Genomic DNA, 22,657 nt, shown 5'->3' with positions numbered 1-22,657 from the left:
CAGGTCTGGAAGAATCGTGCAGCGGGCGACGAAGTGTCGGCGCACGTCAAGGTCCTGCGGGTCGCCGACTACTCTTGTTACAAAGCGAAAGGTCCTACACGTTGCTCATCCACCGTGACAGCGCGAACCTACGCGCTCGATCGCCATCAAAGACCGGAATCGTTTCCCATCCCACAGAAGGTAAATGATGAACCCTTTTCCGCGACGCCTTGCCGTCGTCCTGCTCGGCGGGCTCCTGTCGGCCGGGCTGGCACAGGCCGATGATCACACCGCGCACTCGCCGCCGCTTCTGGCGGCCGCCGGTTACCCGAGCCGCTCGATCAACGTTCCCGACAACGGCGCCGTGCGCCGCGCCAACCCCAACAGCCGTCAGGGCACCGAGTCCATCGCACCCCGTGTCGGTGGCCCGAATCTCGGACCGACTCAGCCACGTCCGCCCACCCTTGAAAACGGTGGCATCGGCAACGGTTACCCAACCCGGCAACAACCCTCTCGACCTTCCGGGGACACCGACCGCCGCAGCAACTGAAACCCTGCCAGCCTCTCTTCCATTTCAGAAGGAATTGCCTATGTTGCGCGCTACCCCTTTTCATAAGCTCGCCCTCCGCAAAACCCTGCTAGCGACCCTCTGTGCCTCCGCGTTATTGGGCTTCTCCGTCCAGGCCACTGCCGCGACCTACCAGAGCGAGAACGGCACGCTGACCGTCGATGAGGTCGTCGGCGGTTTGCAGCATCCGTGGGCGGTTGCGTTTCTGCCGAACGCCCAAGGCATGCTGGTCACCGAGCGCACGGGCAACCTGCGTCGGGTGACGCCTGACGGCAAGTTGTCGGCGCCGATCTCCGGCGTGCCGAAGGTCTGGGTGCAGGGGCAGGGCGGTTTGCTGGACGTCGAGTTGTCGCCGGATTTCGTCAAGGACCGCATGGTCTACCTGACCTACTCCGAGGCCGCGAGCGATGGTAAAACTGGCGGCACGGCGGCGGGGCGCGCAAGGCTCTCGGAGGACATGACTAAGCTGGAAGGCTTTACGCGCATCTTCCAGCAGCAGCCGAAACTGTCGGTGGGCAACCATTTCGGCTCGCGCATCGTCTTTGATCGCGACGGCTATATGTTCATCGCGCTGGGCGAAAACAACGACAAAGCCACGGCTCAGGATCTCGACAAACTGCAGGGCAAGGTCGTGCGCCTGTACCCCGACGGCACCGTGCCCAAGGACAACCCCTTTGTCGGCCAGAAGAACGTGCGCCCGGAAATCTGGAGCTACGGTCACCGTAACCAACAGGGCGCCGCACTCAACCCCTGGACCGGCACGCTGTGGACCAACGAGCACGGCCCGCGTGGTGGCGACGAAATCAACATCATTGAACGCGCCGCCAATTACGGCTGGCCGATTTCGACCTTCGGCATCGACTACAGCGGCGAGCCGATCTCCGAGTCCAAGGGCAAGATCGTCGAGGGCGTGAAAAACCCCTTCCATGTGTGGGAGAAGTCCCCAGGCATCAGCGGTATGGCGTTCTACGACTCAAGCACATTCAAAGCGTGGGACCACAACGTCTTCATCGGTGCGCTGGCGTCCGACGAGCTGATTCGTCTGGAGCTCAAGGACGACAAGGTGGTCCACGAAGAGCGTTTGCTCGGTGAGCTCAAGTCCCGCATCCGCGATGTGCGCCAGGGGCCGGATGGGTACGTGTATGTGCTGACGGATGAGGACAACGGGAAATTGTTGAAGGTGGGTCTGAAGGTGGAGCAGTAGGCTTATGTAATCTATGCAGCTCATTTCTATTTTAATGAGCCGAATATGGCTCCTTACTATTGAATGTAATTTATATGGCTCATTCTCCTAGCAATGAGCCATATACGACTCTGTCGACTTGACCTGAGCCATATACGTTACATACTCACTGCTCGACAGTGAGGCCTCATGAAAACCACCCTGCTGGACCAAATCCGAAAAAGACGCCTCGCGCTAGGCCTGCAGATACAGCAGATGCCTCTGCGTGCGGGCCTGACACGTCAGCAGTACGGCAAGATCGAAGCTGGCGGGAACCCGCGATTGACGACCCTCGACCAGATTGCGGAAGGGCTCGATGCCGCTTTGCTCCTCGTACCCAAGGCAAAGCTTGCCGCCGTGCAACGAATTCTCGACAGCGAAGCAGCGCACGACAGTGACCGTCCATACGCGGTGCCGGCGAATGAATCTTCAGGTCAGGAGCTTTCCGTCCACGAGGCCGACGAGAGTCCGTGGGGTGATCTCTGATGGCTGATGAAACGGTTGCGGCTTTGCAGCTGACCCTTCAGGGCGAGCGTGTGGGGTACGTTGCGGGGTACTCCAATGGCAAAAACGTCTTCACGCTGGCGCCCGAGTACATCGAGAATCAAGCCCGACTTCCGCTGACGCTGTCCCACACTGACCCTAGGGCATTTGCTCAGCAATTGGCCAAACGGCATCCCTACGTCACTGCCCATAAACTGCATCCGGTGTTGAGCAACCTCCTGCCGGAAGGAGCGCTGCGCGACTTTCTCTCGCAAGCGATGAAGGTCCACCGCGATAACGAGTTTCCACTGCTCACCTGGCTGGGCCGCGACTTGCCGGGCGCTTTGGTGGCAGAGCGAATGGACGCTGCAGACATCCCCGGCCTTGCGTTGCAGCACCGTGGGAAAATCGACCCGACCGTCATCGACATCCCAGACAGCCAGGCGCATTTCTCACTGGCTGGCGTGCAGATGAAATTTTCCATGCGTGACAGAGACGGGCGGTACATCACCGGTGATCCCGATGCGCCTGGGGACTGGATCATTAAGACGCCCTCGACCATCCACCCGTTTGTGCCGCTCAATGAATACACGGCGATGACACTGGCAGCGCTCGCCGGTGTGGATATTCCCGAGATCAGACTGATCCCGATGGCTGACATCGAAGCGCTGCCAAATATAAACCTGCCCAACGAAACGCTCGCTTACGGCATACGTCGTTTCGACCGTCTGCCAGAAAACGTGCGAGTGCATGCCGAGGATTTCGCGCAGATATTCTTCGCCTACGCACATGATAAATACCGCAAAGCCAGCGCTGACCAGATTGGAAAGTTGGTGTATAGGAGCTCTCTCTACGCGCAGCGTGATGCGACACAGATGGCGAGGCGGCTGTTGGTCAATGTGCTACTCGGCAATGGCGATGCACATCTGAAGAACTGGAGCATGATTTATCGCGACGGCCTAAACGCCGAGCTTTCACCGGCCTATGACATTGTCACGACCAAGGCCTATATTGCCGACGAAACCAAGCCCGCCTTGAATATGGCCAAGGCCAGAAGCTGGTATGGCATGTCACTCGAGCACTTCAAGAAATGGGCTGAGTACGGCGACATTCCATGGCGACCGGTCCTTTACAACTTGAGAGCGACCATCGACAGCGCACGCACCCTGTGGCCCGGTGCGCTTGAAAATAGCCCCATGCCAGACGCGCAGAAGGACGCCTTGCGGGCGCACTGGAAAGATCTGCATCAAGACTTCCGCATCGGATGATTCTTGGCGATCTACTTCACGTTTATCCCTGCACTTAACATAAATCCCGGTTGTAAAAATCCCGCGCAGAACGTAAAAGAAGCGCCGCCGAACTGGCCTGCGTTTCCCGTCGCCCGACTGCCCATCACCAGGAATTCACCCGCCGATGATCACCTCGTCCCGCCCCGCTGCCGGTTTCACCCGTCGGCTGTTGCCGCTGAGTATCGCTTTCGCTTCGCCATGGCTGGCAGCCCAGGAAGCTGAGCCGGTGACGCTGGATGCGTTGCGCGTGACCGGGGAGCAGGAGTCGATTTATCAGGCGAGTGGCGCGTCGGTTGGCGGGTTCAGCGAAGCGCCGCTGCGCGATACGCCGGCGTCGATATCGGTGTTCACCGCCGAGCGGCTGAAGGACCAGCAGGCCAAGCTGCTCAGCGATGTCCTGCGCAACGACGCGTCGGTGGGCGACAGCTATGCGCCGGTGGGCTATTACGAGAATTTCGTCGTGCGCGGTTTCTCGCTCAATGCGGCCAACAGCTACCGCATCAACGGGCGGAGCATCACCGGCGAGCAGAATGTGGCGCTGGAAAACAAGGAACAGGTCGAGCTGCTTAAGGGGCTGTCGGGCCTGCAGAGCGGCGTGTCGGAGCCTGCGGGCGTGATCAATTACAAGACCAAGCGCCCGGAAGACGTGCGCTCGGTGACTGTCTCGACCAACGAGCACGGCGAGCGCTACATCGCCACGGACGTCGGCGGCTGGTTCGGCAGCGAGAAGCAATTCGGCCTGCGCGCTAACGTCGCCCACGAAGACATCCGCTCTTACGTCGAACACGCCAATGGCCAACGGGATTTCGCCTCGCTGGCCTTCGACTGGAACATCAACGACCAGTCCACCCTGCAGCTCGACGTCGAATACCAGACCAAAGAACAGCGCTCAGTGCCGGGCTATCAACTGCTGGGCGGCACCGAGCTGCCCCATGACGCTTCACCGCGCAAATTGCTGGGCTATCAAAGCGGTTCGAACCCGGTGGGCATCGACTCGCTGAACATGACCGGCCGCTACGAATACCGCCTCAGCGACGACTGGAAAGCCAGTCTCAGCGCGTCACGCAGCCGCGTGGTCATCGACGATTACAGCGCTTTCGCCTACGGCTGCTATTACCAGAGCGACTGTCCTGCCGAGCCTCTGACCGGGCACTTTACGCCGAGCGGCGGCTACGATATCTACGACTTCCGCAGCCCGGACGACACGCGGCGCAACGATGAAGTCGAAGCGTCGATGACCGGCCTCTTCGACACCGGCTGGCTCAAGCACGAGCTGACCTTCGGCAGCAGCGCGTTCCGGCGCACGGTCGACACCCGGCCGTATTTCAGCGAATACGTCGGCTCCGGCAATATCAACGAAACGCCGGACACCTTCGCGCCGTCGGACCTTTCCGTGGGCCACACTGAACGGCGCCTGGACAGCCGCCAGTACGGACTCTTCGCCACCGACCGCATCAGCTTCAACGAGCATTGGCAGACAGTGATCGGCGGGCGTGAAGTGAAGCTCGATGAAAAGGCCTACAACGAGGACGGCAGCGACAACCGTCACACCGAGCGCTGGATCTTCCTGCCCCAGGCCGCGCTGATCTACAAACCCATTGACAACGTTTCGCTGTACACCAGTTACAGCAAAGGGTTGTCCTTGGGCGGCAAGGCGTCGGTGTTCGACAGCAATGTCGGGGAAATCCTCGCGCCGACGATCTCTCGTCAATTGGAAGCCGGGGTCAAATACGACTGGCGCCGCATGAGCTTCACCGCAGCGGTGTTTCAAACCCGCCAGGCCTATCAATATTCGAAACCCCAGGACGATGGCAGCCTGACCTTCGTCCAGCAAGGCCAGCAGAAAAACACCGGCGTCGAGCTGAGCGCCAACGGCTACGTGACCTCGCAGTTGCAGGTGTCGGCCAGCGTCGCGGCCATTCGCGCACGGGTGGAAGACAGCGGCACCGCGGCGTATGAGGATCATCAGGCGATCAACGTGCCCAAATTCCGCGGCAGCCTCTCAGCCGATTACGCGCTGCCGATTCAAGGGCTGGCGCTGTTGGGCGGCGTGCAATACAGCGCCAGCAAATACGCCAACCGCGAAGGCTCGGTGAAAGTGGATGACTACGCTGTGTTTAACGCGGGTAGCCGCTACAGCACCAAAATCGAGGGCTACGACACGGTCTTGCGCCTGACCGTCGACAACCTCTTCGACAAGCGCTACTGGCGCGACGCGGGCGAATACCTGGGGGACGATTACCTGTTCCTCGGCGCACCGCGTACGGCTCGGGTTTCGGCGACGGTGAATTTTTAAATCAGTCGCTGAAACGCGTCAGCCGTCAGCGATCCGCCCGCAAGCCGTCAGCTTTGTTATCCTGCGCGCCTTTGTCGCACCCGCGTGCGTTTCAACCTGTGATTTGGGGTCTTTCATGACAGCCATTCTTCGACCGCGCCCACAACCCATCAGCCGGGGAGACTACAAAACCCTTGGCCTGGCGGCATTGGGGGGGGCGCTGGAAATTTACGATTTCATTATTTTCGTGTTTTTCGCCCTGACGCTCAGTCAGCTGTTCTTCCCGCCGGAAATGCCCGAGTGGCTTCGCCTGCTGCAAAGCTTCGGCATCTTCGTCACCGGCTACCTGGCGCGCCCGTTGGGCGGGATTCTGATGGCGCACTTTGCCGACAAACTGGGTCGCAAGCGCGTCTTCAGCCTCAGCATTTTGATGATCGCGTTGCCCTGTCTGCTGATCGGCGTGATGCCGACCTATGCCGACATCGGCTACTGGGCACCGCTGGTTCTGCTGGCGCTGCGCATTCTTCAGGGGGCGGCCGTCGGCGGCGAAGTGCCGAGCGCCTGGGTGTTCGTCGCCGAGCACGCGCCGAAAGGCCATCGCGGTTATGCGCTGGGTGTTCTGCAAGCCGGACTGACCTTCGGTTACCTGATCGGTGCGCTGACCGCGACCTGGCTGGCGAAAGTGTTCAGCCACGCGGAAATCCTCGATTACGCCTGGCGCATCCCGTTTCTGATGGGCGGCGTGTTCGGCGTTATCGGCGTGTGGCTGCGACGCTGGCTGAGCGAAACGCCGGTGTTCATGGCGATGCATGCCCAACGCGAGGGCATGACTGAACTGCCGCTGCGCGCTGTCCTACGCCAGCACCGGCAATCTCTGCTGCCGGCGGCGTTGCTGACCTGCGTGCTGACGTCCGCTGTCGTGACGCTGGTGGTCATCACGCCTACGGTGATGCAGCAGCGCTTCGGCATGAGTCCCAGCGACACGTTCGCCCTGAGCAGCGTCGGCATCGTTTTCTTGAACATCGGCTGCGTGTTGGCCGGGATGCTGGTCGATCGCATTGGCGCCTGGCGTGGCGTAGTGCTTTACAGCCTGTTGCTGCCCGTCGGCGTCGGCGTGCTTTACGCCAGTCTGGTCAGTCACTGGTTGCCGTTGAGCATCGCTTACGCGTTGGCCGGCCTGGCCTGTGGCATTGTCGGCGTCGTGCCTTCGGTCATGGTCGGACTGTTCCCGGCGAACATTCGCGTCTCCGGCATCTCGTTGACCTACAACATCAGCTACGCCCTGTGGGCAAGCACCACGCCGCTGGCGCTGATCGCCTTGATGCCCTGGAGTCCGTGGGTGTGCGTCGGTTATTGCGTGATCATGGGCGCGGTCGGTCTGGTGACGGCCATGTTCTTTGGCCTGCGCAAGGGCATGCAGGTCGATGATCCGCGGGTAGCGCGAGCTGGGAATTGAGAGGGTAGGGGCGTCGCAATGGCGCCCGTGTCGAGTCAGTGGTGCGGATTTCAAATCCGTGCCATTCCAAACGAGATTGATCCTCTGATTTGTAACAGATGATTGTAATTATCATTTGCAGCGTTTATTGTCCCTGTCTATACAACTGACCCGCTTTTATATATCCACACGGCCTTTACTGGGGTCGTGTTCGAATAGTTTGTCTGCGTGGTTGAGTAGGGATGCTTCGCAAATATCTGTAGGAAAGTTTACTTGTTATTGTTCGGTTATTAACCGGGCTTGACTGTGTAAATCATCAAAGCGTTAAAAACCTGAATATCAATAAAAACAATGTCACGGCCCAGGCAGATGTCATGCCGGGGTCGGCAAGTCGCAGAGACGGTTGAGGGCGAATGTTGGAAGAAGAACGCAAGCGTAAGCGATTAAATAAAGCCACTCCCCGAGAGCAGGAAGTCCTGCTTCTCTTGCTGGAGGGGCATACCAACAAGGACATCGCGCAACGACTGGGGATCAGTGATTACACGGCCCGCGACCACGTTTCGGCATTGCTGCGAAAGAACGAGGTGAAGAATCGCGCACAGCTCATTGCGCTGCATATCACGGCGCCTAGAAAGAAAAAACTGTCCACACCCCTACATCTGACGGATTGTTCCGTTGACCGGTAAGTGCATAATTAACCCAATTTGATAGCCCATACTTATAACCCGTCGTCATCGAGATTTGCTGCGGTGGCGTGTGTTTCGTAATGCGCGATTTTTTGAATAACGACTTCGCGGTCATTGCTTTGATTTCTTCAATAAAAGTGCTCGTCAAGGCGCACCCACAATAATGATCAATAATAAGGATGGAATCGATGACCATTCAAGTCGCATCGTCTGAGCCTTTGAAACAACAGCACATCGAGGCACACCACATTTCGGACGTCTCCACTGCGTTTCAGCAATTGGTTGATGAGCAAAGCCAACTGTCCCGAGACCAGTTGAGCGAGCTGCACAAGCAATGGCTCGGGCCACACGGCATCTTTGCCAGCTTCAGTGCAGAGGTCGAGCGACTGGGACGTCAGGCCCCTGCGCTGGATGAGCTCTGCAGCCTTGGCAGCGCGGAGCGTATGAACGAAGCCGAACGGGCGGTGGCCTTCGCGCTGGCGCAGAGCAATCGCCGGCGCGCGGCCAACAACCCGTTCGGCTCACGTTCGCGTCAGGACCTGTGCTGCGTGGTGTTTAACGAGACCGGTGCATACACCCTGGCTGAGCGTTACGCCGCGTATGAAGCCATGCGCCAGAGCGACTCGGATTTCTTCATCAAACTGATCGCCACCACTCGTGGCGTCACGGAGCGGCGGGTTGTCTTTCGCGGCTTGCTGGAACATTACGACCGCCTGCTGCCAATCGAAAAAAGCATTTACCCCGAGGCCTACCGCGACGTGCAGCAAACGCATCTGGATCGGGAAGAAGGGCTGTATGGGCCGCTGATATTGGGCGACAGCCTCGCTGCAATATTTGAAACAGTCACGCCTAAAGAGCTGCTCAATCAGATTCATAATTCGGCAGAAATGCTTCCATGATCTACGGTCTCGCCAGACGGGATAAGCGTTCTGTGTTCTGCTAAACCCCATGCCGTCAATCCCCAGTCGAGGGCGGACTTCAGTGGAGTATTTGTGATGAGCATTTCAATTCCAGAAAAGATCAATGTTCAGTCCGCTTCCTCGTTGGCTATCACTCAACCCGAAATCAAGGAGGCTTTGAGCGCTTCACCCCAAGGCGCGCAGCAAATACTCGAGTCACCTGTCACTATCAGCGGAAGGGGACTGATGATGTCTCGACTCTTCAAGGGGCATGCGGTTGAGCCCGCGACAGAGGCATACGATCCAAACTTATCGACGTTATTCCCCACACTGTTCCTGTTACCAGAAGATCGGAATCTACTCTCTGCGGTTTATGAATTCGCAAATGTAGAAGGCGCCGACCTTGGCTATGTGGACGATCTGGCTTGGTCCATTGCTCATTACCGGCGAACGGACAATGGACGCGAAATCATCCCGCAGCGGCCTCTTAACCGGTTTGATACGGAAGGCCACGAAGTGTCTTACTCGTTCAATGAGGAAAGTGCCAACACTGCCCATCGCATATTGAATGGAAGTGCTTTCAGCACGACAGCCATTGATCGCGGCTTTCTGCGTTTTGCATTGGACGTCGATTACAGCCCGTTTAGCAGCCTGAATTTTCATTTCCTCGAGCAGATCGTCAACAAATTTTCTGAAAATGGAAACGTGGTTGCTGACTTTGGCCGGCAATTCCACCATTTTTCATTTGATCAAAAAAACTGGATCCGGAACATTTCTGAGGAGGTATACGATCTCTCTGGCAGCGTGCCGTTCTTGAAGGGTACGAAGCCTGATAGCAGTGATGCGCCCGCAGCGGATAAGGCATGTGCTGACACTGATTCGCATACCCAGCCTTCACGCTCCATTAGCGACATCATCGCTGCCTATCTGAAGGAAACGGCTGTCCCTACGCTGTTCGAAACGTTGAGGCGCATGAAGCGCTGAACTCACCCCAGCGCCGCGCCCTCGTGCGCACACACCTTCGTGGACGGCCGCGCCGGCGTGACCTGATTGCGCCCGGCGCTTTTTGCGTCGTACAGCGCCATGTCCGCTTCGTGCAGCCACTGGGCGGCGTCGGTCTGGTGGGCGCCGTGCGCCGCAACGCCGATGCTCAGGCTCAGTTTCAGATCGGGAAGGGCCGAGTGGGCGTGATCGTGGACCGTGCGGCGCAGGCGTTCGAGTATCTCGGTGGCCTGGGCCAGAGTGGTGTCGGGCAAGATGACGCAGAATTCGTCGCCGCCGTAACGGCCGGCCAGATCGGTCTGCCGCAGGCTGGCGCACAGCGTGTTGCTGAGTTGCTTGAGGACGTTGTCGCCGGTGATGTGGCCGTAGGTGTCGTTGATGGTTTTGAAGTGGTCAATGTCGATCAACGCCACGCTGTATTGGCGGTTGAGGGTCTGGCACCTATCGAATTCGAGCGCCAGTCGATCCTTCCACGCGCCGTGGTTCATCAGGCCTGTGAGGCTGTCGGTGGTGCTGAGTTTTTCCAGCGCCTTCTTGCTTTTGGACAGCTGCACGGCCACGCGATAACAGACCAGCCCGATCGCCATCGGGTAGATCACCAGCATGGGCAGGCAGGCGAAGAGCTGCATCTGAGTGACGTGGGGGAACAATGCCGGCATGAAGAGGGTGTACGCCGCCAGCGCGCCCGCGATCTGCGCCAGCGAACCCAACACAAACAGACGCAAGCCGCCGGCTGCGATGTTGTTCATCGCCATCATCGACAGCACCGTCACGGTGGGGAGCGGACTGATCCCCATCGCCCCCGCCCAGAAGCCACCGCCCAGCGAGTCGTAAATCAGGTTGCGGCGCTCGGCGGCATAGGGCTGAGGGGAACGCCTGGCGAGGAGGAAAGCCATGTGCGGCCAGCCGTAACCGTGGGCGATCATGGCGATCCATACCCAGGTTGGCGGATGGGAAGGGTACAGCGCCGCCGCCACCGCGAAGAAGCCAATGCCCAGACCGATGCTGCGCGGCAGGTACATGCGTCTGGCGAAGGAAAGACCTTTTTGGACCGAAGTGTTCATAGCGCTTCACCGGGTTATAACGCAGCATCCCGACTGATACATCGGTCACGACCAACGACGCCGAGTGTCGCTCGCCAATGGGATGCTGGGAAGAGCCCTTAGCCACTATTGGTTAAATAATTCGCACCGGCTGTCGCGAGGACGCGGGAATGCTGGTGCCCTTGGGCGAGCGCAAGGAATCGTCTGTCATGGCCCGTTTTCCGGCCATCTGTGTATAGACCGGTCTGCGTAGGCTGGCTGAAATAGGCGGGCAATTCGGCGCGGTCCGGATGTGCATTCCGTCACGCCGGCAGGAGCCTACGATGCCCGAACTCTCAAACCTCATCGCTTTTTCCCTCATCGCCCTCGGTATGGTGCTGACGCCAGGTCCGAACATGATTTACGTCATTTCGCGATCCATCTCACAAGGACGCAGGGCGGGTCTGATCTCCCTCGGCGGCGTGGCAGCCGGTTTCATCTTTTATATGCTCTGCGCGGCGTTTGGTATCACCGGTTTGGTGATGGCGGTTCCCTATGCCTACGACACGTTGCGCATGGCCGGTGCCGCGTACCTGCTGTACTTGGCCTGGCAGGCCGTGAGACCGGGCGGTCGCTCACCGTTTCAGGTGAAGGATTTGCCGCACGACAGCAACCGGCAGCTGTTCCTCATGGGCCTGATGACCAACCTGTTCAATCCCAAAGTCGCGGTGCTTTACCTGTCGCTGTTGCCGCAATTCATCACCGTCGGCGACGGCACCAGCGTGCTCGGCCAGTCATTGATTTTGGGCAGCGCGCAGATTGTGGTCAGCCTGAGCGTGAACGCAATGGTCGCCATGGCGGCGGGCTCCATTGCGATGTTTCTGACGCAGAAGCCGGGGTGGGCGGCAGTGCAGCGTTGGCTGATGGGCACGGTGTTGTTCGGGTTCGCGGTGCGGATGGCAGCGGAGGGCAGGCGGTGAGAGTGGAGGTTTTCGAGGCATGACCGCCATTAATCAGCCTTGGCCATAGGCTGAGGGCGCGTCTTATCAGATCGATTGTGTACAACGAATCTGGACGCTTGATCACTGCTGCTTTTAAGGCTTCAATTGCTGCCTTTAAAGCAGCATTTCGGTGGCTATCATGACTCTTGGTGAGTTTCTGTTCTCTGACTATCGCCGCAAGGTGTTGGCTTTGCTGCTGTTACACCCCGAACGTCAGTACCATCAACGCGAGATTGCGCGGCTGACAGGGACAATCTCGGGAACGCTGAGTCGCGAGTTGAGCAAGATGGTGGAAGCGGGATTGCTGCTCAAGTCGCCCGTAGGTAACCAAATGCAGTACCAGGCAAATCAGGATTGCGTGGTTTTTCCTGAGCTGGTCGGAATCCTGCGCAAGACCGATGGTTTAGTCACGCCCATCGCTGATGCCCTGGCCCCTTTATCCGACCGAATCAAAACGGCTTTCGTCTTTGGCTCTACCGCTGCGGGCAAGGCAACATCCGCCAGCGACATCGACCTTCTGGTGATCGGGACGGTGAATTTCGGTGAGCTCATCACCCACCTTTATCCGCTACAGGAAGTATTGGGCAGAGAAATCAATCCCAAGCAGTACCCGGAGCAAGAGTGGTTCCAATTGTTAGCACAGCGGGGCGGCTTCGTGCGTGACCTGATGACCAAGCCTAAGCTGTTCGTCATCGGTTCGGAACGTGATCTGAGCCCTCACAAGGAGTGACCTATGACGCTGGAAAAGCAGCAACCCTCACTTCCCGCCGGTCACACCCTTCACCACCTCCGCGTGCGCCTTGGCGTCTTTCGCGAGGGAGATGACGTTCACCATCGCGGTTCGTTTGCCGTAGGCCGCTGTAATCGTCGTGCTCAACACCCGGCCGCCGTCTACGCTGCCTGAGATGTCCAGCTGACGCATGCCGAGGCCTTTTCGTACGATCTTCTTCTCACCCAGCTTCTTGAAGTCGTTGTAGCTGGACTGCTGCTGTTGCAGCGTGTCGGCGATGATGCCGTCGAGGGTTGGCTTGTCGTTGGCGCCGACCTTCTGGTCATTGGGCAACGGCGCTTCGGTGATGATCACCACGCGCTTGGCCGGCTTGTTCATGTACAGCGAGCCGGTCACGCCCGCGGCCCTGGCCTTGGCATCGATCTCTTCCATCGGGCCTTTGACATAGTCCTTCGGCAGGGTGAAGGCGAATTTGCCGCCGAGCATCGCGACTTTTTGCCCAGAAGGTTTCGGCGCGGGTTTGGTTTTGGACGCCGCCTGCGCGCCGACCATCCCCAGGCATGAAGCCAACGCGGTGCAGACCAGCAGGGTTCTTAAACTGAACAAGCGCATTCCGACCACTCCTGGGGATGATTCCTACATAGGTCCGGCATTTTGCCTGAGGGTGATGGCAGGGTGATAGTCGCGATGGCCATGGTGTCTGTGGGACTCGCAAATGCCGGTCCCGCAGCGTACACGCGGTACATTGTGGGACCGGCTTTAGCCGGGAAGAGGCCGGTATGTACAACACAAGATGTGCAGCGTGACCCCCGACGTCTTCCCGGCTAAAGCCAGTCCCACAGGTTATGCGGCATGGCCAGTTCCCTGGGTGTAAGCGGTGTATCTGTAGGACTGGCTTCAGCCGGGAAGAGGCCGGTATGTACAACACAAGATTCGCAGCGAGACACCCGACGCCTTCCCGGCTAAAGCCGGTCCCACAGGTTATGCGGCATGGCCAATTCCCTGGGTGTACGCGGTGTTTAGTGGGACCGGCTTCAACCGGGAATAGGCCGGTATGCACAACACAAGATTCGCAGCGTGACCCCTGACGCCTTCCCGGCTAAAGCCGGTCCCACTAGGCCACACGCATGTCCGAAGAATTGTGAGCACCCTTCACGGTTGGCTTTCCAGGCCAAAGGTGTACATTGAATTCAAAATACAATAAGCACAGGAGACAGACATGACCCATGCCACTGATCGCACCTTGCAAGTCCCTTTCGCCGGTCCCACGTTGTTGGGCACTCCACTTCTCAACAAAGGCACGGCGTTCAGCCTCGACGAGCGTGAAGCCCTCGCCCTGCAGGGTTTGCTCCCCGAGCGCGTCGAAACCATCGAGCAACAGGCGAGCCGCGCCTATCACCAGTACCAGGCCTGCGCGACCGATCTGGACAAACACATCCTCCTGCGCTCGATTCAGGACTCCAACGAAACACTGTTCTACCGCGTCGTCGACGACCATCTCGACGAGATGCTGCCGATCATCTACACCCCCACCGTCGGCAAGGTCTGCCAGGAATTTTCCCGCATCTACCGCAGTCATCGCGGCCTGTTCATCAGCATCGCCGACAAGGACCGCATCGACGAAATCCTCAACAACGTCACCAAGGACAACGTCAAAGTCATTGTCGTCAGTGATTGCGAGCGCATTCTCGGCCTCGGCGATCAGGGTGTCGGCGGCATGGGCATTCCCATCGGCAAGTTGTCGTTATACACCGCATGCGGTGGCATCAGCCCGGCCTACACGCTGCCGGTGGTGCTCGACGTCGGCACCAACAACCCGGCGCTGCTGGCGGACCCGCTGTATTTCGGCCGTGGCCAGGAGCGTGTGCGCGGCGCTGAATACGATGGGTTCGTGCAGGCATTCGTCGAGGGCGTTCAGCGCCGCTGGCCGGAAGCAATTCTGCAGTTCGAAGACTTCGCACTGACCAATGCCATGCCTTTGCTGGCGCGCTTCCGCGATCAGCTCTGCTGCTTCAACGATGACATCCAGGGCACTGCCGCTGTCACCGTCGGCACGCTGCTGGCCGCCTGCAAGATGAAGGGCCAGCGCTTGTCCGATCAGACCGTCGCCTTTGTAGGCGCCGGATCCGCGGGTTGTGGGATCGCCGAGCAGATCATCGCGGCGATGAAGCTCGAGGGATTGTCCGAAGACCAGGCGCGCAGCCAGGTGTATCTGCTCAACAGCAAAGGGCTGCTGACCGACCGCCAGCCGGGCCTCTACGATTTCCAACAGCGCCTCGCTCACTCCAGCGACTCACTCAACGACTGGGATTTCAGCGCCCACTGGCCCTCGCTGCTGGAGGTGGTCAGCAACGCCAAACCCACGGTGCTGATCGGCGTGTCGGGCAAGGCCGGACTGTTCACCCAGCAGATCGTCGAGACGATGCACAGCCACTGTCCGCAGCCGATCATCATGCCGCTGTCCAACCCGACCTCGCAGATCGAAGCGCACCCCAAGGACATTCTGCAATGGACCGACGGGCAGGCGCTGGTGGCGACGGGCAGTCCGTTTCTGCCCATTGAGGTGCTGGGCAAAACCTTTCCCATCGCGCAGTGCAATAACTCCTACATCTTCCCCGGCATCGGCCTCGGCGCTATCGCCAGTAAAGCGACCCGCGTCACCGACGGCATGCTGATGGCGTCGGCCCAGGCGCTGGCAGAGTGTGCAGCGGCAGGGCAGATGTTGCCGCCGTTGCGGGATGTTCAGTCGGTCAGCAAGCGCATCGCCTTTGCCGTCGGCATGGCGGCCCAGCGTGACAGTGTGGCGCCACCGCAATCGGAAGAAGAATTGTCAGCGGCCATCGAGAAAGACTTCTGGCAGCCGGTTTACCGGTCCTACGTCCGCCGTCCTGATTAAACCCCAGGGACAAAAAGAACCCGCCAAATCGGCGGGTTTTTTTATGACACTGAAGTCCCGCGTCAGGACAGAGTGAGGGAAACCGGCGGCAACCCGTCGATCTGGCCCAGCACCTCAGCCATGCCCTGGGCGAAGTGCATGCCGGTGTAAGAGCCCGTGGTGATCACGAAGTCCGCGGGCAATGGCAGACCGTTGAGGGTGTGATGGTTGACCAGCCACGGCAGCAACCGTCGCGGATCGCTTGCGGGATTGGCGACTTTGGAAGGCACAATGCTTTCGCCATTCACGGTGAAGGCCAGCGTTGGCTCAACGAAGGGAAAGGAGACATCGTAAGGTACGAAATCACCCACCACCAAGGCGCCGTGGTTAAGCAGATCGGCCAATTGCGTCAGCGGCTCGATCTTCGGCCACGCCGCGAACCGGCTGGACACCACCTCGATGGAGGCCGCCATTTCGCCGATACCGGCCATAACCTCGTCGTCGCTGTACGCCTCATCCCGAGGGCTGAAGGTGCGGTTGAAGCGGAAGGCGATTTCCAGTTCCAGACCCACCGGCGGGTAGACGCTGCGGTCCAGTGTGCCGGTCGACGGGAACAGGCAATCGCGGGGCAGGGGAGAGCCCTGAATAGGCCCGTCCGCAGACTTCGAACCGATCTTCCAGCCGCCCGCTTCAACGCCACGCAAGCGCAGGATTTTCTGCTGCGTGAGGTAGGCCGCGTCGCGGTCTGTTGGATTCAGCTCGAAATCCAGCTCGCCCAACAGGTCATGTTTGTTCTGGGCATCGACGATCAGCTGCGCCAGGCGCGAGGGTTGGGTGTCAGTGTCCAAAAAGGGTCCTCCGTTCAGGTTGCTCGCGTGAGAACGCCGCCCGAAGGCGGCTTCCGTTGTCGCTTTACTTACTGATCACCGGCGCGGGTTCAACACTCGGGGCCAGCGGCGCAGCAGGTGTGCCGTACTCAAACTTGTTCTGCGGCTTCATGCGGAACGACAGCACGACGCCAATCGCCAGCAGAATAATGCTGACCAGAAACGGCAGCTGCCAGTTGCCAAACTTGTCGATCAACAGACCGGCGGCCACCGGGCTGACGATGGCAGCCATGGCCGATCCGGTGTTCATCATGCCGCTGGCGGTGCCGCAATGGTCCGGCGCGATGTCCATCGGAATCGCCCACATCGGGCCGATGGTCATCTCGGAGAAGAAAAACCCGATCGCCAGGCAGGCCAGGGAAATGTGCATGTCTTTGGTGAACATCAGCGGCACCAGCGACAGCAACGTCAGGCCCAGGCACACGGCAACCATCAGGCTGCGCGCCTTGTTCAGATCCTTGGTGCGCGCATAAATACGGTCGCTGACGATACCGCCCAATGTGTCGCCGACCACGCCACCGAAGAAAACGGTGGAAGCGAAAATCGCCGTGCCCTTCAAGTCCAGGCCCATGTTCATGAAGTACATCGGCACCCAGCTCAGCAGCAGCCACAGCGTCCAGCCGTAGCAGAAGTAAACGATCGTGACCGGGGCCATGCGCTTGAACAGGCGACCCCACGGCAGCACGACGCTGGATTTCACTTTCGGCGGCGGCAGGGTGTCCAGTTCCTGTTTCGAGATGCGCGGGTGGTCTTTCGGGTGCTCGGTGAACACCACCATCCACAGGATGACCCAGACGAAGCTGGTGGCCGCGCAGACATAAAACGATTCGCGCCAGCCGTACGTGGCCATCACCGCGATCATCGCCGCCGGCGCCAACGCGTTACCGAGGCGAGCGAAGGCGTGGGTGATGCCTTGTGCGAAACCGCGTTTTTCCTTGGGAATCCAGCGAGACATGGCGGCGGTTGCTGCCGGGAAGGTCGCGCCCTCGCCGAGGCCAAGGAGGATCCGCGCGACGATCAGCGAAACGAAGCCGCCGGCCAGACCGGTCAGCACCGTGGCGCTCGCCCAGATCAGCCCGCACACCACCAGCGTTCGCTTGGCGCCGAATCGGTCGCTGACCCAGCCGCCGATGATTTGAAAGATCAGGTAGGGATACGCGAAGGCCGAGAAGACGATGCCGATCTCGGTCTTAGTCAGATTGAATTCTTTACCGAAACCGACCGCGGCGGTGCTGACATTGACGCGGTCCAGGTAGGTAATGAAATACATGGCGCACAGCATGAACAGCACCACCGTGGTGGGGCGCAGACGTAAAAACTTCATGTGCTATCTCCAGTTTCTTATTGTGTTCGCTGACAACGCGATGATTCGGGATAGTGAGATGTGTCAAAAACGCTGCGGGCGTGCCGCAGCGGGGTATGGCATTAGTCGCGTCGCAGTGGTACCGATTGCCCTCCCAGGTAATCCATGGCGGCCAGCACGCCGCTGGACTGAAGTTTTACGCCGGCCATCTGCAGGCCCATTTCGCAGCCGGTGAGGGTGGCCATCAGCATCAGGTCGTTGCAATCGCCCAAGTGACCGATGCGGAACATGCGGCCTTTCATCTTGCCCAGGCCGGTGCCCAGGGACATGTCGAAGCGCTCGTAAATGGTCTTGCGGACCTGGTCGGCGTCGATGCCTTCAGGCGTCATCACGCCGGTGAGCACGGGGCTGTAAACGCTCGGGTCGGCGCACTGGATTTCCAGGCCCCAGGCGGTTACCGCGGTGCGGCACGCCTTCGCCAGACGGTTGTGACGGATGAACACGTTGTCCAGGCCTTCGCCGAGGATCATGTCCAGCGCTTCGGACAAGCCGTAGAGCAAGTTGGTGTTCGGCGTGTAGGGCCAGTAACCGGTCTTGTTCATCTCGATGATCTCGTCCCACGCCCAGAAACTGCGGGGCAAACCGGCGCTTTTGCTGGCTTCGATGGCTTTCGGCGACAGGGCGTTGAAGCTGATGCCCGGCGGCAGCATCAGCCCCTTCTGCGAGCCGGAAACGGTCACGTCTACGCCCCATTCGTCATGACGATAGTCGGCGGAGGCCAGGCCGGAGATGGTGTCGACCAGCAGCAGGGCAGGGTGGCCCGCCGCATCAATGGCCTTGCGCACGGACGCGATGTCCGAGGTCACCCCGGTGCTGGTCTCGTTGTGCACGACGCAGACGGCCTTGATGCGATGCCCGCCGTCAGCGCGCAGGTGGTCTTCGATCATTTGCGCATCGACGCCACCGCGCCAGCCTTCAATGCCGGGCCGACCGATGAACTGCGGCTTGAGGCCGAGACTCAGTGCCATCTTCTGCCAGAGAGTGGCGAAATGGCCGGTCTCAAACATCAACACTTCGTCGCCCGAACTCAGCGTGTTGCACAGCGCAGCCTCCCAGGCACCGGTGCCCGACGCCGGATAAATCACCACCGGATGCACGGTCTTGAAGATCTGCTTGATGCCCTCCAGCACCTTGAGCCCCAGCTCGCCGAACTCCGGGCCGCGGTGGTCAATGGTGGGGTAGCTCATCGCGCGCAGGATGCGATCCGGCACCGGGCTAGGCCCTGGAATCTGAAGGAAGTGGCGACCGGCAGGGTGGAAATCGAGCTTCAGCATCGGTGACTCCTGGTTTTTTATAGTTTTGTATTTTGAATTCAAAATTAACCTAGCACAGGGTGATGCTGTGTCAAACGGCCTAATTACGCTAATCTTCCCAGCGAACTGGAGCATTTTCGAATAAGGACTCGATGCCAGAGCGGGTCCGATAAGGATTTTGTATGCAAAATTTTGACGAACTATCCGACCAACCGACGCCCCGTCTCATTCCCAAGGTCGAACGCCAGCGCCTGCATGACATCGTTATCGATCACCTGCGCGGCTTTATCACCGAAGGCGTGCTTGCCCCGGGCACCAAGCTCAACGAGCGCGAACTGTGCGAAACCCTCGGCATCTCCCGCACGCCGTTGCGCGAAGCGTTAAAGGTGCTGGCCGTAGAAGGGCTGATCGAAATCAACCCCAACCGAGGCGCCAGCGTTGCACGCATGTCGGAGTTGGAGATCCGCGAAACCTTCGAGCTCATGAGCGGCATCGAAGCCTTCGCCGGGGAGCTGGCCTGCGAGCGCATCACCGCCCAGGAAATCGAAGACATCAAAGCGCTGCACTACGCCATGGTGGTCAGCAAAAACCAGAACGACCTGCCGGGTTACTACCAGCGCAACCGCGCCATCCACGACCTGATCAACCTGGCTGCGCGCAACTCGGCGCTGCGTCAGGTCTACCTGTCGCTGAACCGGCGCATCCACGCATTACGCTTTCTCTCCAACCACCAGGCCCCGAAATGGGATCGCGCGCTGCACGACCACGAAGAAATGATCGAGGCCCTGCAAGCCCGGGACGGCAAGCGCCTCAGCAGCATCCTGCGCCACCACCTACTGGAAAAACGTGATGCCCTGATGCTGCTGGTCAGGGATGAGTCCGAGCACCCGGACTCCATTCGCCGTTAATTCATCATCAAGGAAGCTGCCGACCATGCCCCGTGATCTCGATGCATTGCTGGCCGCTTGTGCCGACCGGTTGCCGCAGCTGGAAACCCAGCGCCTGATGCTCTACGCCGGCGCCAACCTCCCCAGCGCCCGCGCCATGGCTGCGTACAACCCCGCGCTCAGCGCCTACCCGGCCATGGGCCCGACCGGCCACAAAGAACAGCCGGACACCGGACTCGTCAGTGAGCTCGAAAGCTCCACCAGCCAGGCGGCCATGACCCTGTTCGGCGCGGCATGGGCCGAAGTCCGACTGGCCAGTTGCACCCTGGCCAACCTGGCCATCTTCCACGCCTACTGCCGACCGGGCGACAAGGTGCTGGCACCCGCAGCCGAGCACGGCGGGCATCTCAGCCAGCGCCGTGGCGGCACCGCAGAATTGGCAGGTCTCATCGTTGAAGACTTGCCGTTCGACCGCCGCAACTGCCAGCTCGACGCAGCGCGCGCGGCAGAGATGATCACCCGAACCCGGCCCAGGCTCGTCGTGCTCGGACGCAGCATCATGATCAAAGCCGACGACATCGCCCCGGTGGTCAGCGCAGCCCGCGCAGTCGGCGCCAAAACCCTGTTCGACGCCTCCCACGTGCTCGGCCTGATCGCCGGCGGCACGTACCCCAACCCCTTTGATGCCGGTGTTGACCTCATCAGCAGCTCCACCTACAAAACCCTGCCCGGCCGCCCGCAAGGTCTGGTGCTCGGCCGCGACCCGGAAGATGCAACACCACTGCGCAACCTGCTCGACACCCGGATGCTTGCCAATTACGACGCGGGCCGGCTGCCCTCCCTGGCGGTCACCCTTACCGAAGCCCAGGCCGGTGGCCGCGAATATGCCGGCCGCATTGTCAGCAACAGCGCGGCGCTGCATCGCACGCTGGTCGATGTTGGGTTGCCTGTCATAGGGGCGAATGATGGCGAAGTGCACACTCATCAACTCTTGCTGCCGCTGTCACTGGATGCTGATCCTCGCGCTGTGATGCACGCGTTGCAGGCTCAGGGGATTCTCATTGGGACTTGCGTTGATCCTTCACGTGCGGGACATCAGGCGCTGCGGCTGGGGACGCAATTCATCACGCGGCAGGGGATGGAGGTCTCGGACATGACAGAGGTTGCGCGACTGCTGGGCGATGTTTTGCATGTGGGTGCTTGCGGTCGGCTGCATGCGCGCCCGGTCGCTGATATGGCGCAGATGGCAGAGCGGATTCAGCAAATCCTGAGCGAAAAAAAGCCGCTGGGGAGCGGCTGAAGTTTGGAGCTTGGAGGCACCACGTCGGGAGCAACGACGCAGCGAACGACAGAAACAAAATGCTAAAAGCTGATCAGGGGTTTGACGTTCTCCGGCTTGGGTGTGTGGGTTCATCGTTCTGCGCTGGGCGGGTTCGATGGGGTGAAGCCACTTTAGGAACGATGGGCGACGGGGGCAAATGAAACCCGGGTAACTATTTGTTAGCGAAAATGTTATGTGCGGGGAGGGGCTTGGGCGGGAACTTTCAGGGCTTCGCGGCACGGCGCTTTGTATGAGGGCGACTAGAGATTTCCTGCCAGGTACACATCCACTGTAGGAGCGCGCTTGCCCGCGAAAATCGTGTCAGCACCTGATTCGTCACTGACACACCGCCATCCCATGACGCCGCTAGCGTGTTCGCGCGGGGGGCTTGTTGGTGCGAAGCACGTCATGGGTTGGCTGACGTGCTCATCTGGTCTTGCGGCGTTACTTCACCGTCATCGGCGCGAAAATCGGCCGGATCCCGCGGCATTTCGGATAAGCCACGCAACCCCAGAAATTCCCGCCAGCGTTGGCGCCGGTTCTGGCGACACGCATCACCATGGTTTTGCGGCAGTGCGGGCAAAGGGGTGCAGCAGGTTCAGGCTCGGCTTCACGTACGACGGTTTGTGTCGCGGTTGAAGTGGGCGCTTGAACGGGAGTTGGAGCTGGAGCGGGACTTGGCGTAACGACCACCTCCGGCTCAACGATGGCTGGCTCGACACGCTCGGGTACCACCTCGACGGTCGGCTTTGGACCAGGCTTCTTCGCCTCGGCGATCCACTGCTTCAGCACCGTGCCATCGACCAGTTGCACGTTGCGCCCCGCCGCAAAATCCCTCGCTGGTTTGGTAAATGTCCCACTGGTCACCACGAAACCACCGACAGCACCTTCAGCCGCCATCGCGCCATACAACTCCCGCACCACCGGCACACCGACCTGCACCGAGCGCCATTGTTTGCACTGCACCACGTACGTCTCGCCGTCCTTGCGCGCGATCAGATCGATCCCGCCGTCCGGGCCGTTTTTGCCTGTTTCCCGTACTGAGTAGCCGCGACGACGCAAGGCTTCGCCCACCAGTAATTCGAACTCGTGCCAGGTGATGCTGAGCAGTGGATTGCCTTTGGTGGTGGCGGCGGATTCGAGGAGATTACGGCGTTTGCGACGGCCGATGATTGAGGCGATGGCGCCAGCAGTGAAGATCAATGGCAGCAGGTACTGGCCAATCATTGCCCCGGTGTGCGCCATGGTGCTGAAGACTACCGACTGCAAATGCTGAGGGTCGGAGTAGACGGGCATCGGCGCGGTCGCTACCGAGTGCAGGTAAACGCCGGAGCTGATCGCAATGAGCGCGCTGATCCACCAGGGTAGTTTGCTGGCGATCTGAAAGAGGTCTTCGAAGAGAGAGGTTTTCTTGGCCATGTCCTTGGTCTTTTCTTTAGTCCGTTAGGGTTGAGAGCTGGTGAGCGGTGCACGACTCTGT

The 22,657-nt window shown here is 59.9% G+C and carries 20 protein-coding genes; 14 read left to right on the top strand and 6 right to left on the bottom strand.

Annotated features, from left to right (window positions below; genetic code table 11):
- Window positions 1-187: 187 nt before the first annotated feature.
- From AC0Z8Z_RS00345 to AC0Z8Z_RS00305, 9 genes are all read left to right on the top strand, one after another.
- Window positions 188-529 carry a hypothetical protein gene (locus tag AC0Z8Z_RS00345; protein WP_205487288.1) on the top strand — a complete coding sequence of 114 codons (342 nt, stop codon included), beginning with the start codon at window positions 188-190 and terminating at the stop codon, window positions 527-529.
- Window positions 530-569: 40 nt separating this feature from the next.
- On the top strand, window positions 570-1,751 hold the full coding sequence (locus AC0Z8Z_RS00340) for a PQQ-dependent sugar dehydrogenase (protein ID WP_485617325.1): 1,182 nt from the start codon (window positions 570-572) through the stop codon (window positions 1,749-1,751).
- Between the two features lie 168 nt (window positions 1,752-1,919).
- Window positions 1,920-2,255 carry a helix-turn-helix transcriptional regulator gene (locus tag AC0Z8Z_RS00335; protein ID WP_485617324.1) on the top strand — a complete coding sequence of 112 codons (336 nt, stop codon included), beginning with the start codon at window positions 1,920-1,922 and terminating at the stop codon, window positions 2,253-2,255.
- Window positions 2,255-3,520, top strand: a complete 1,266-nt coding sequence (locus tag AC0Z8Z_RS00330; RefSeq protein WP_485617322.1) for a type II toxin-antitoxin system HipA family toxin — start codon at window positions 2,255-2,257, stop codon at window positions 3,518-3,520. Before AC0Z8Z_RS00335 ends, AC0Z8Z_RS00330 begins: the two co-directional genes overlap by 1 nt.
- 145 nt (window positions 3,521-3,665) lie before the next feature.
- Window positions 3,666-5,837: a TonB-dependent siderophore receptor gene (locus tag AC0Z8Z_RS00325; RefSeq protein ID WP_485617321.1), complete on the top strand. Its 2,172-nt coding sequence runs from the start codon at window positions 3,666-3,668 to the stop codon at window positions 5,835-5,837.
- 115 nt (window positions 5,838-5,952) lie between these two features.
- Window positions 5,953-7,272 carry an MFS transporter gene (locus AC0Z8Z_RS00320; protein ID WP_485617319.1) on the top strand — a complete coding sequence of 440 codons (1,320 nt, stop codon included), beginning with the start codon at window positions 5,953-5,955 and terminating at the stop codon, window positions 7,270-7,272.
- Window positions 7,273-7,664: 392 nt separating this feature from the next.
- Complete coding sequence (locus AC0Z8Z_RS00315; RefSeq protein ID WP_122535470.1) at window positions 7,665-7,937, top strand: LuxR C-terminal-related transcriptional regulator; 273 nt, start codon at window positions 7,665-7,667, stop codon at window positions 7,935-7,937.
- Between the two features lie 188 nt (window positions 7,938-8,125).
- The gene (locus tag AC0Z8Z_RS00310; protein WP_485617318.1) at window positions 8,126-8,836 is read left to right on the top strand and encodes a hypothetical protein; all 711 of its coding nucleotides are present in this window, start codon (window positions 8,126-8,128) and stop codon (window positions 8,834-8,836) included.
- Window positions 8,837-8,932: 96 nt separating this feature from the next.
- On the top strand, window positions 8,933-9,820 hold the full coding sequence (locus tag AC0Z8Z_RS00305) for a hypothetical protein (RefSeq protein ID WP_485617317.1): 888 nt from the start codon (window positions 8,933-8,935) through the stop codon (window positions 9,818-9,820).
- A 2-nt stretch (window positions 9,821-9,822) separates the two neighbouring features.
- Here the strand turns inward: AC0Z8Z_RS00305 and AC0Z8Z_RS00300 are convergent, their stop codons facing one another.
- The gene (locus AC0Z8Z_RS00300) at window positions 9,823-10,902 is read right to left on the bottom strand and encodes a diguanylate cyclase (protein ID WP_485617315.1); all 1,080 of its coding nucleotides are present in this window, start codon (window positions 10,900-10,902) and stop codon (window positions 9,823-9,825) included.
- A gap of 302 nt (window positions 10,903-11,204) precedes the next feature.
- Between AC0Z8Z_RS00300 and AC0Z8Z_RS00295 the strand changes: the two genes are divergently transcribed.
- Both AC0Z8Z_RS00295 and AC0Z8Z_RS00290 read left to right on the top strand, forming a co-directional pair.
- Complete coding sequence (locus tag AC0Z8Z_RS00295) at window positions 11,205-11,840, top strand: LysE family translocator (protein WP_485617314.1); 636 nt, start codon at window positions 11,205-11,207, stop codon at window positions 11,838-11,840.
- A 160-nt stretch (window positions 11,841-12,000) separates the two neighbouring features.
- Window positions 12,001-12,591: a nucleotidyltransferase domain-containing protein gene (locus tag AC0Z8Z_RS00290; RefSeq protein WP_172609351.1), complete on the top strand. Its 591-nt coding sequence runs from the start codon at window positions 12,001-12,003 to the stop codon at window positions 12,589-12,591.
- 27 nt (window positions 12,592-12,618) lie between these two features.
- Here AC0Z8Z_RS00290 and AC0Z8Z_RS00285 read toward each other — a convergent pair whose 3' ends face one another.
- Window positions 12,619-13,203, bottom strand: coding sequence for a DcrB/PsbP domain-containing protein (locus AC0Z8Z_RS00285; protein WP_485617312.1), 585 nt, complete (start codon window positions 13,201-13,203; stop codon window positions 12,619-12,621).
- Between the two features lie 607 nt (window positions 13,204-13,810).
- Between AC0Z8Z_RS00285 and AC0Z8Z_RS00280 the strand changes: the two genes are divergently transcribed.
- The gene (locus tag AC0Z8Z_RS00280) at window positions 13,811-15,487 is read left to right on the top strand and encodes an NAD-dependent malic enzyme (RefSeq protein ID WP_485617311.1); all 1,677 of its coding nucleotides are present in this window, start codon (window positions 13,811-13,813) and stop codon (window positions 15,485-15,487) included.
- A gap of 62 nt (window positions 15,488-15,549) precedes the next feature.
- Here AC0Z8Z_RS00280 and AC0Z8Z_RS00275 read toward each other — a convergent pair whose 3' ends face one another.
- The 3 genes from AC0Z8Z_RS00275 to AC0Z8Z_RS00265 all read right to left on the bottom strand — a co-directional run bounded on the left by AC0Z8Z_RS00275 (window position 15,550) and on the right by AC0Z8Z_RS00265 (window position 18,990).
- The gene (locus AC0Z8Z_RS00275; protein WP_485617309.1) at window positions 15,550-16,314 is read right to left on the bottom strand and encodes a 2-keto-4-pentenoate hydratase; all 765 of its coding nucleotides are present in this window, start codon (window positions 16,312-16,314) and stop codon (window positions 15,550-15,552) included.
- A gap of 64 nt (window positions 16,315-16,378) precedes the next feature.
- On the bottom strand, window positions 16,379-17,677 hold the full coding sequence (locus tag AC0Z8Z_RS00270) for an MFS transporter (RefSeq protein WP_205486997.1): 1,299 nt from the start codon (window positions 17,675-17,677) through the stop codon (window positions 16,379-16,381).
- Window positions 17,678-17,778: 101 nt separating this feature from the next.
- Window positions 17,779-18,990, bottom strand: a complete 1,212-nt coding sequence (locus AC0Z8Z_RS00265) for an aminotransferase class V-fold PLP-dependent enzyme (protein ID WP_122622270.1) — start codon at window positions 18,988-18,990, stop codon at window positions 17,779-17,781.
- A gap of 161 nt (window positions 18,991-19,151) precedes the next feature.
- Here AC0Z8Z_RS00265 and AC0Z8Z_RS00260 point away from each other — a divergent pair, with 161 nt between their 5' ends.
- On the top strand, window positions 19,152-19,877 hold the full coding sequence (locus tag AC0Z8Z_RS00260; protein WP_485617307.1) for a GntR family transcriptional regulator: 726 nt from the start codon (window positions 19,152-19,154) through the stop codon (window positions 19,875-19,877).
- Window positions 19,878-19,902: 25 nt separating this feature from the next.
- Complete coding sequence (locus tag AC0Z8Z_RS00255) at window positions 19,903-21,156, top strand: glycine hydroxymethyltransferase (RefSeq protein ID WP_485617306.1); 1,254 nt, start codon at window positions 19,903-19,905, stop codon at window positions 21,154-21,156.
- Between the two features lie 465 nt (window positions 21,157-21,621).
- Here the strand turns inward: AC0Z8Z_RS00255 and AC0Z8Z_RS00250 are convergent, their stop codons facing one another.
- Entirely contained in the window at window positions 21,622-22,596 is a 975-nt protein-coding gene (locus tag AC0Z8Z_RS00250; protein WP_485617305.1) for a restriction endonuclease, read from the bottom strand.
- Window positions 22,597-22,657 lie beyond the last annotated feature (61 nt).

The sequence above is a fragment of the Pseudomonas sp. 1L-C-7-B-C1 genome, from assembly GCF_057291635.1.
This window is presented reverse-complemented; position numbering and strand designations above follow the sequence as displayed.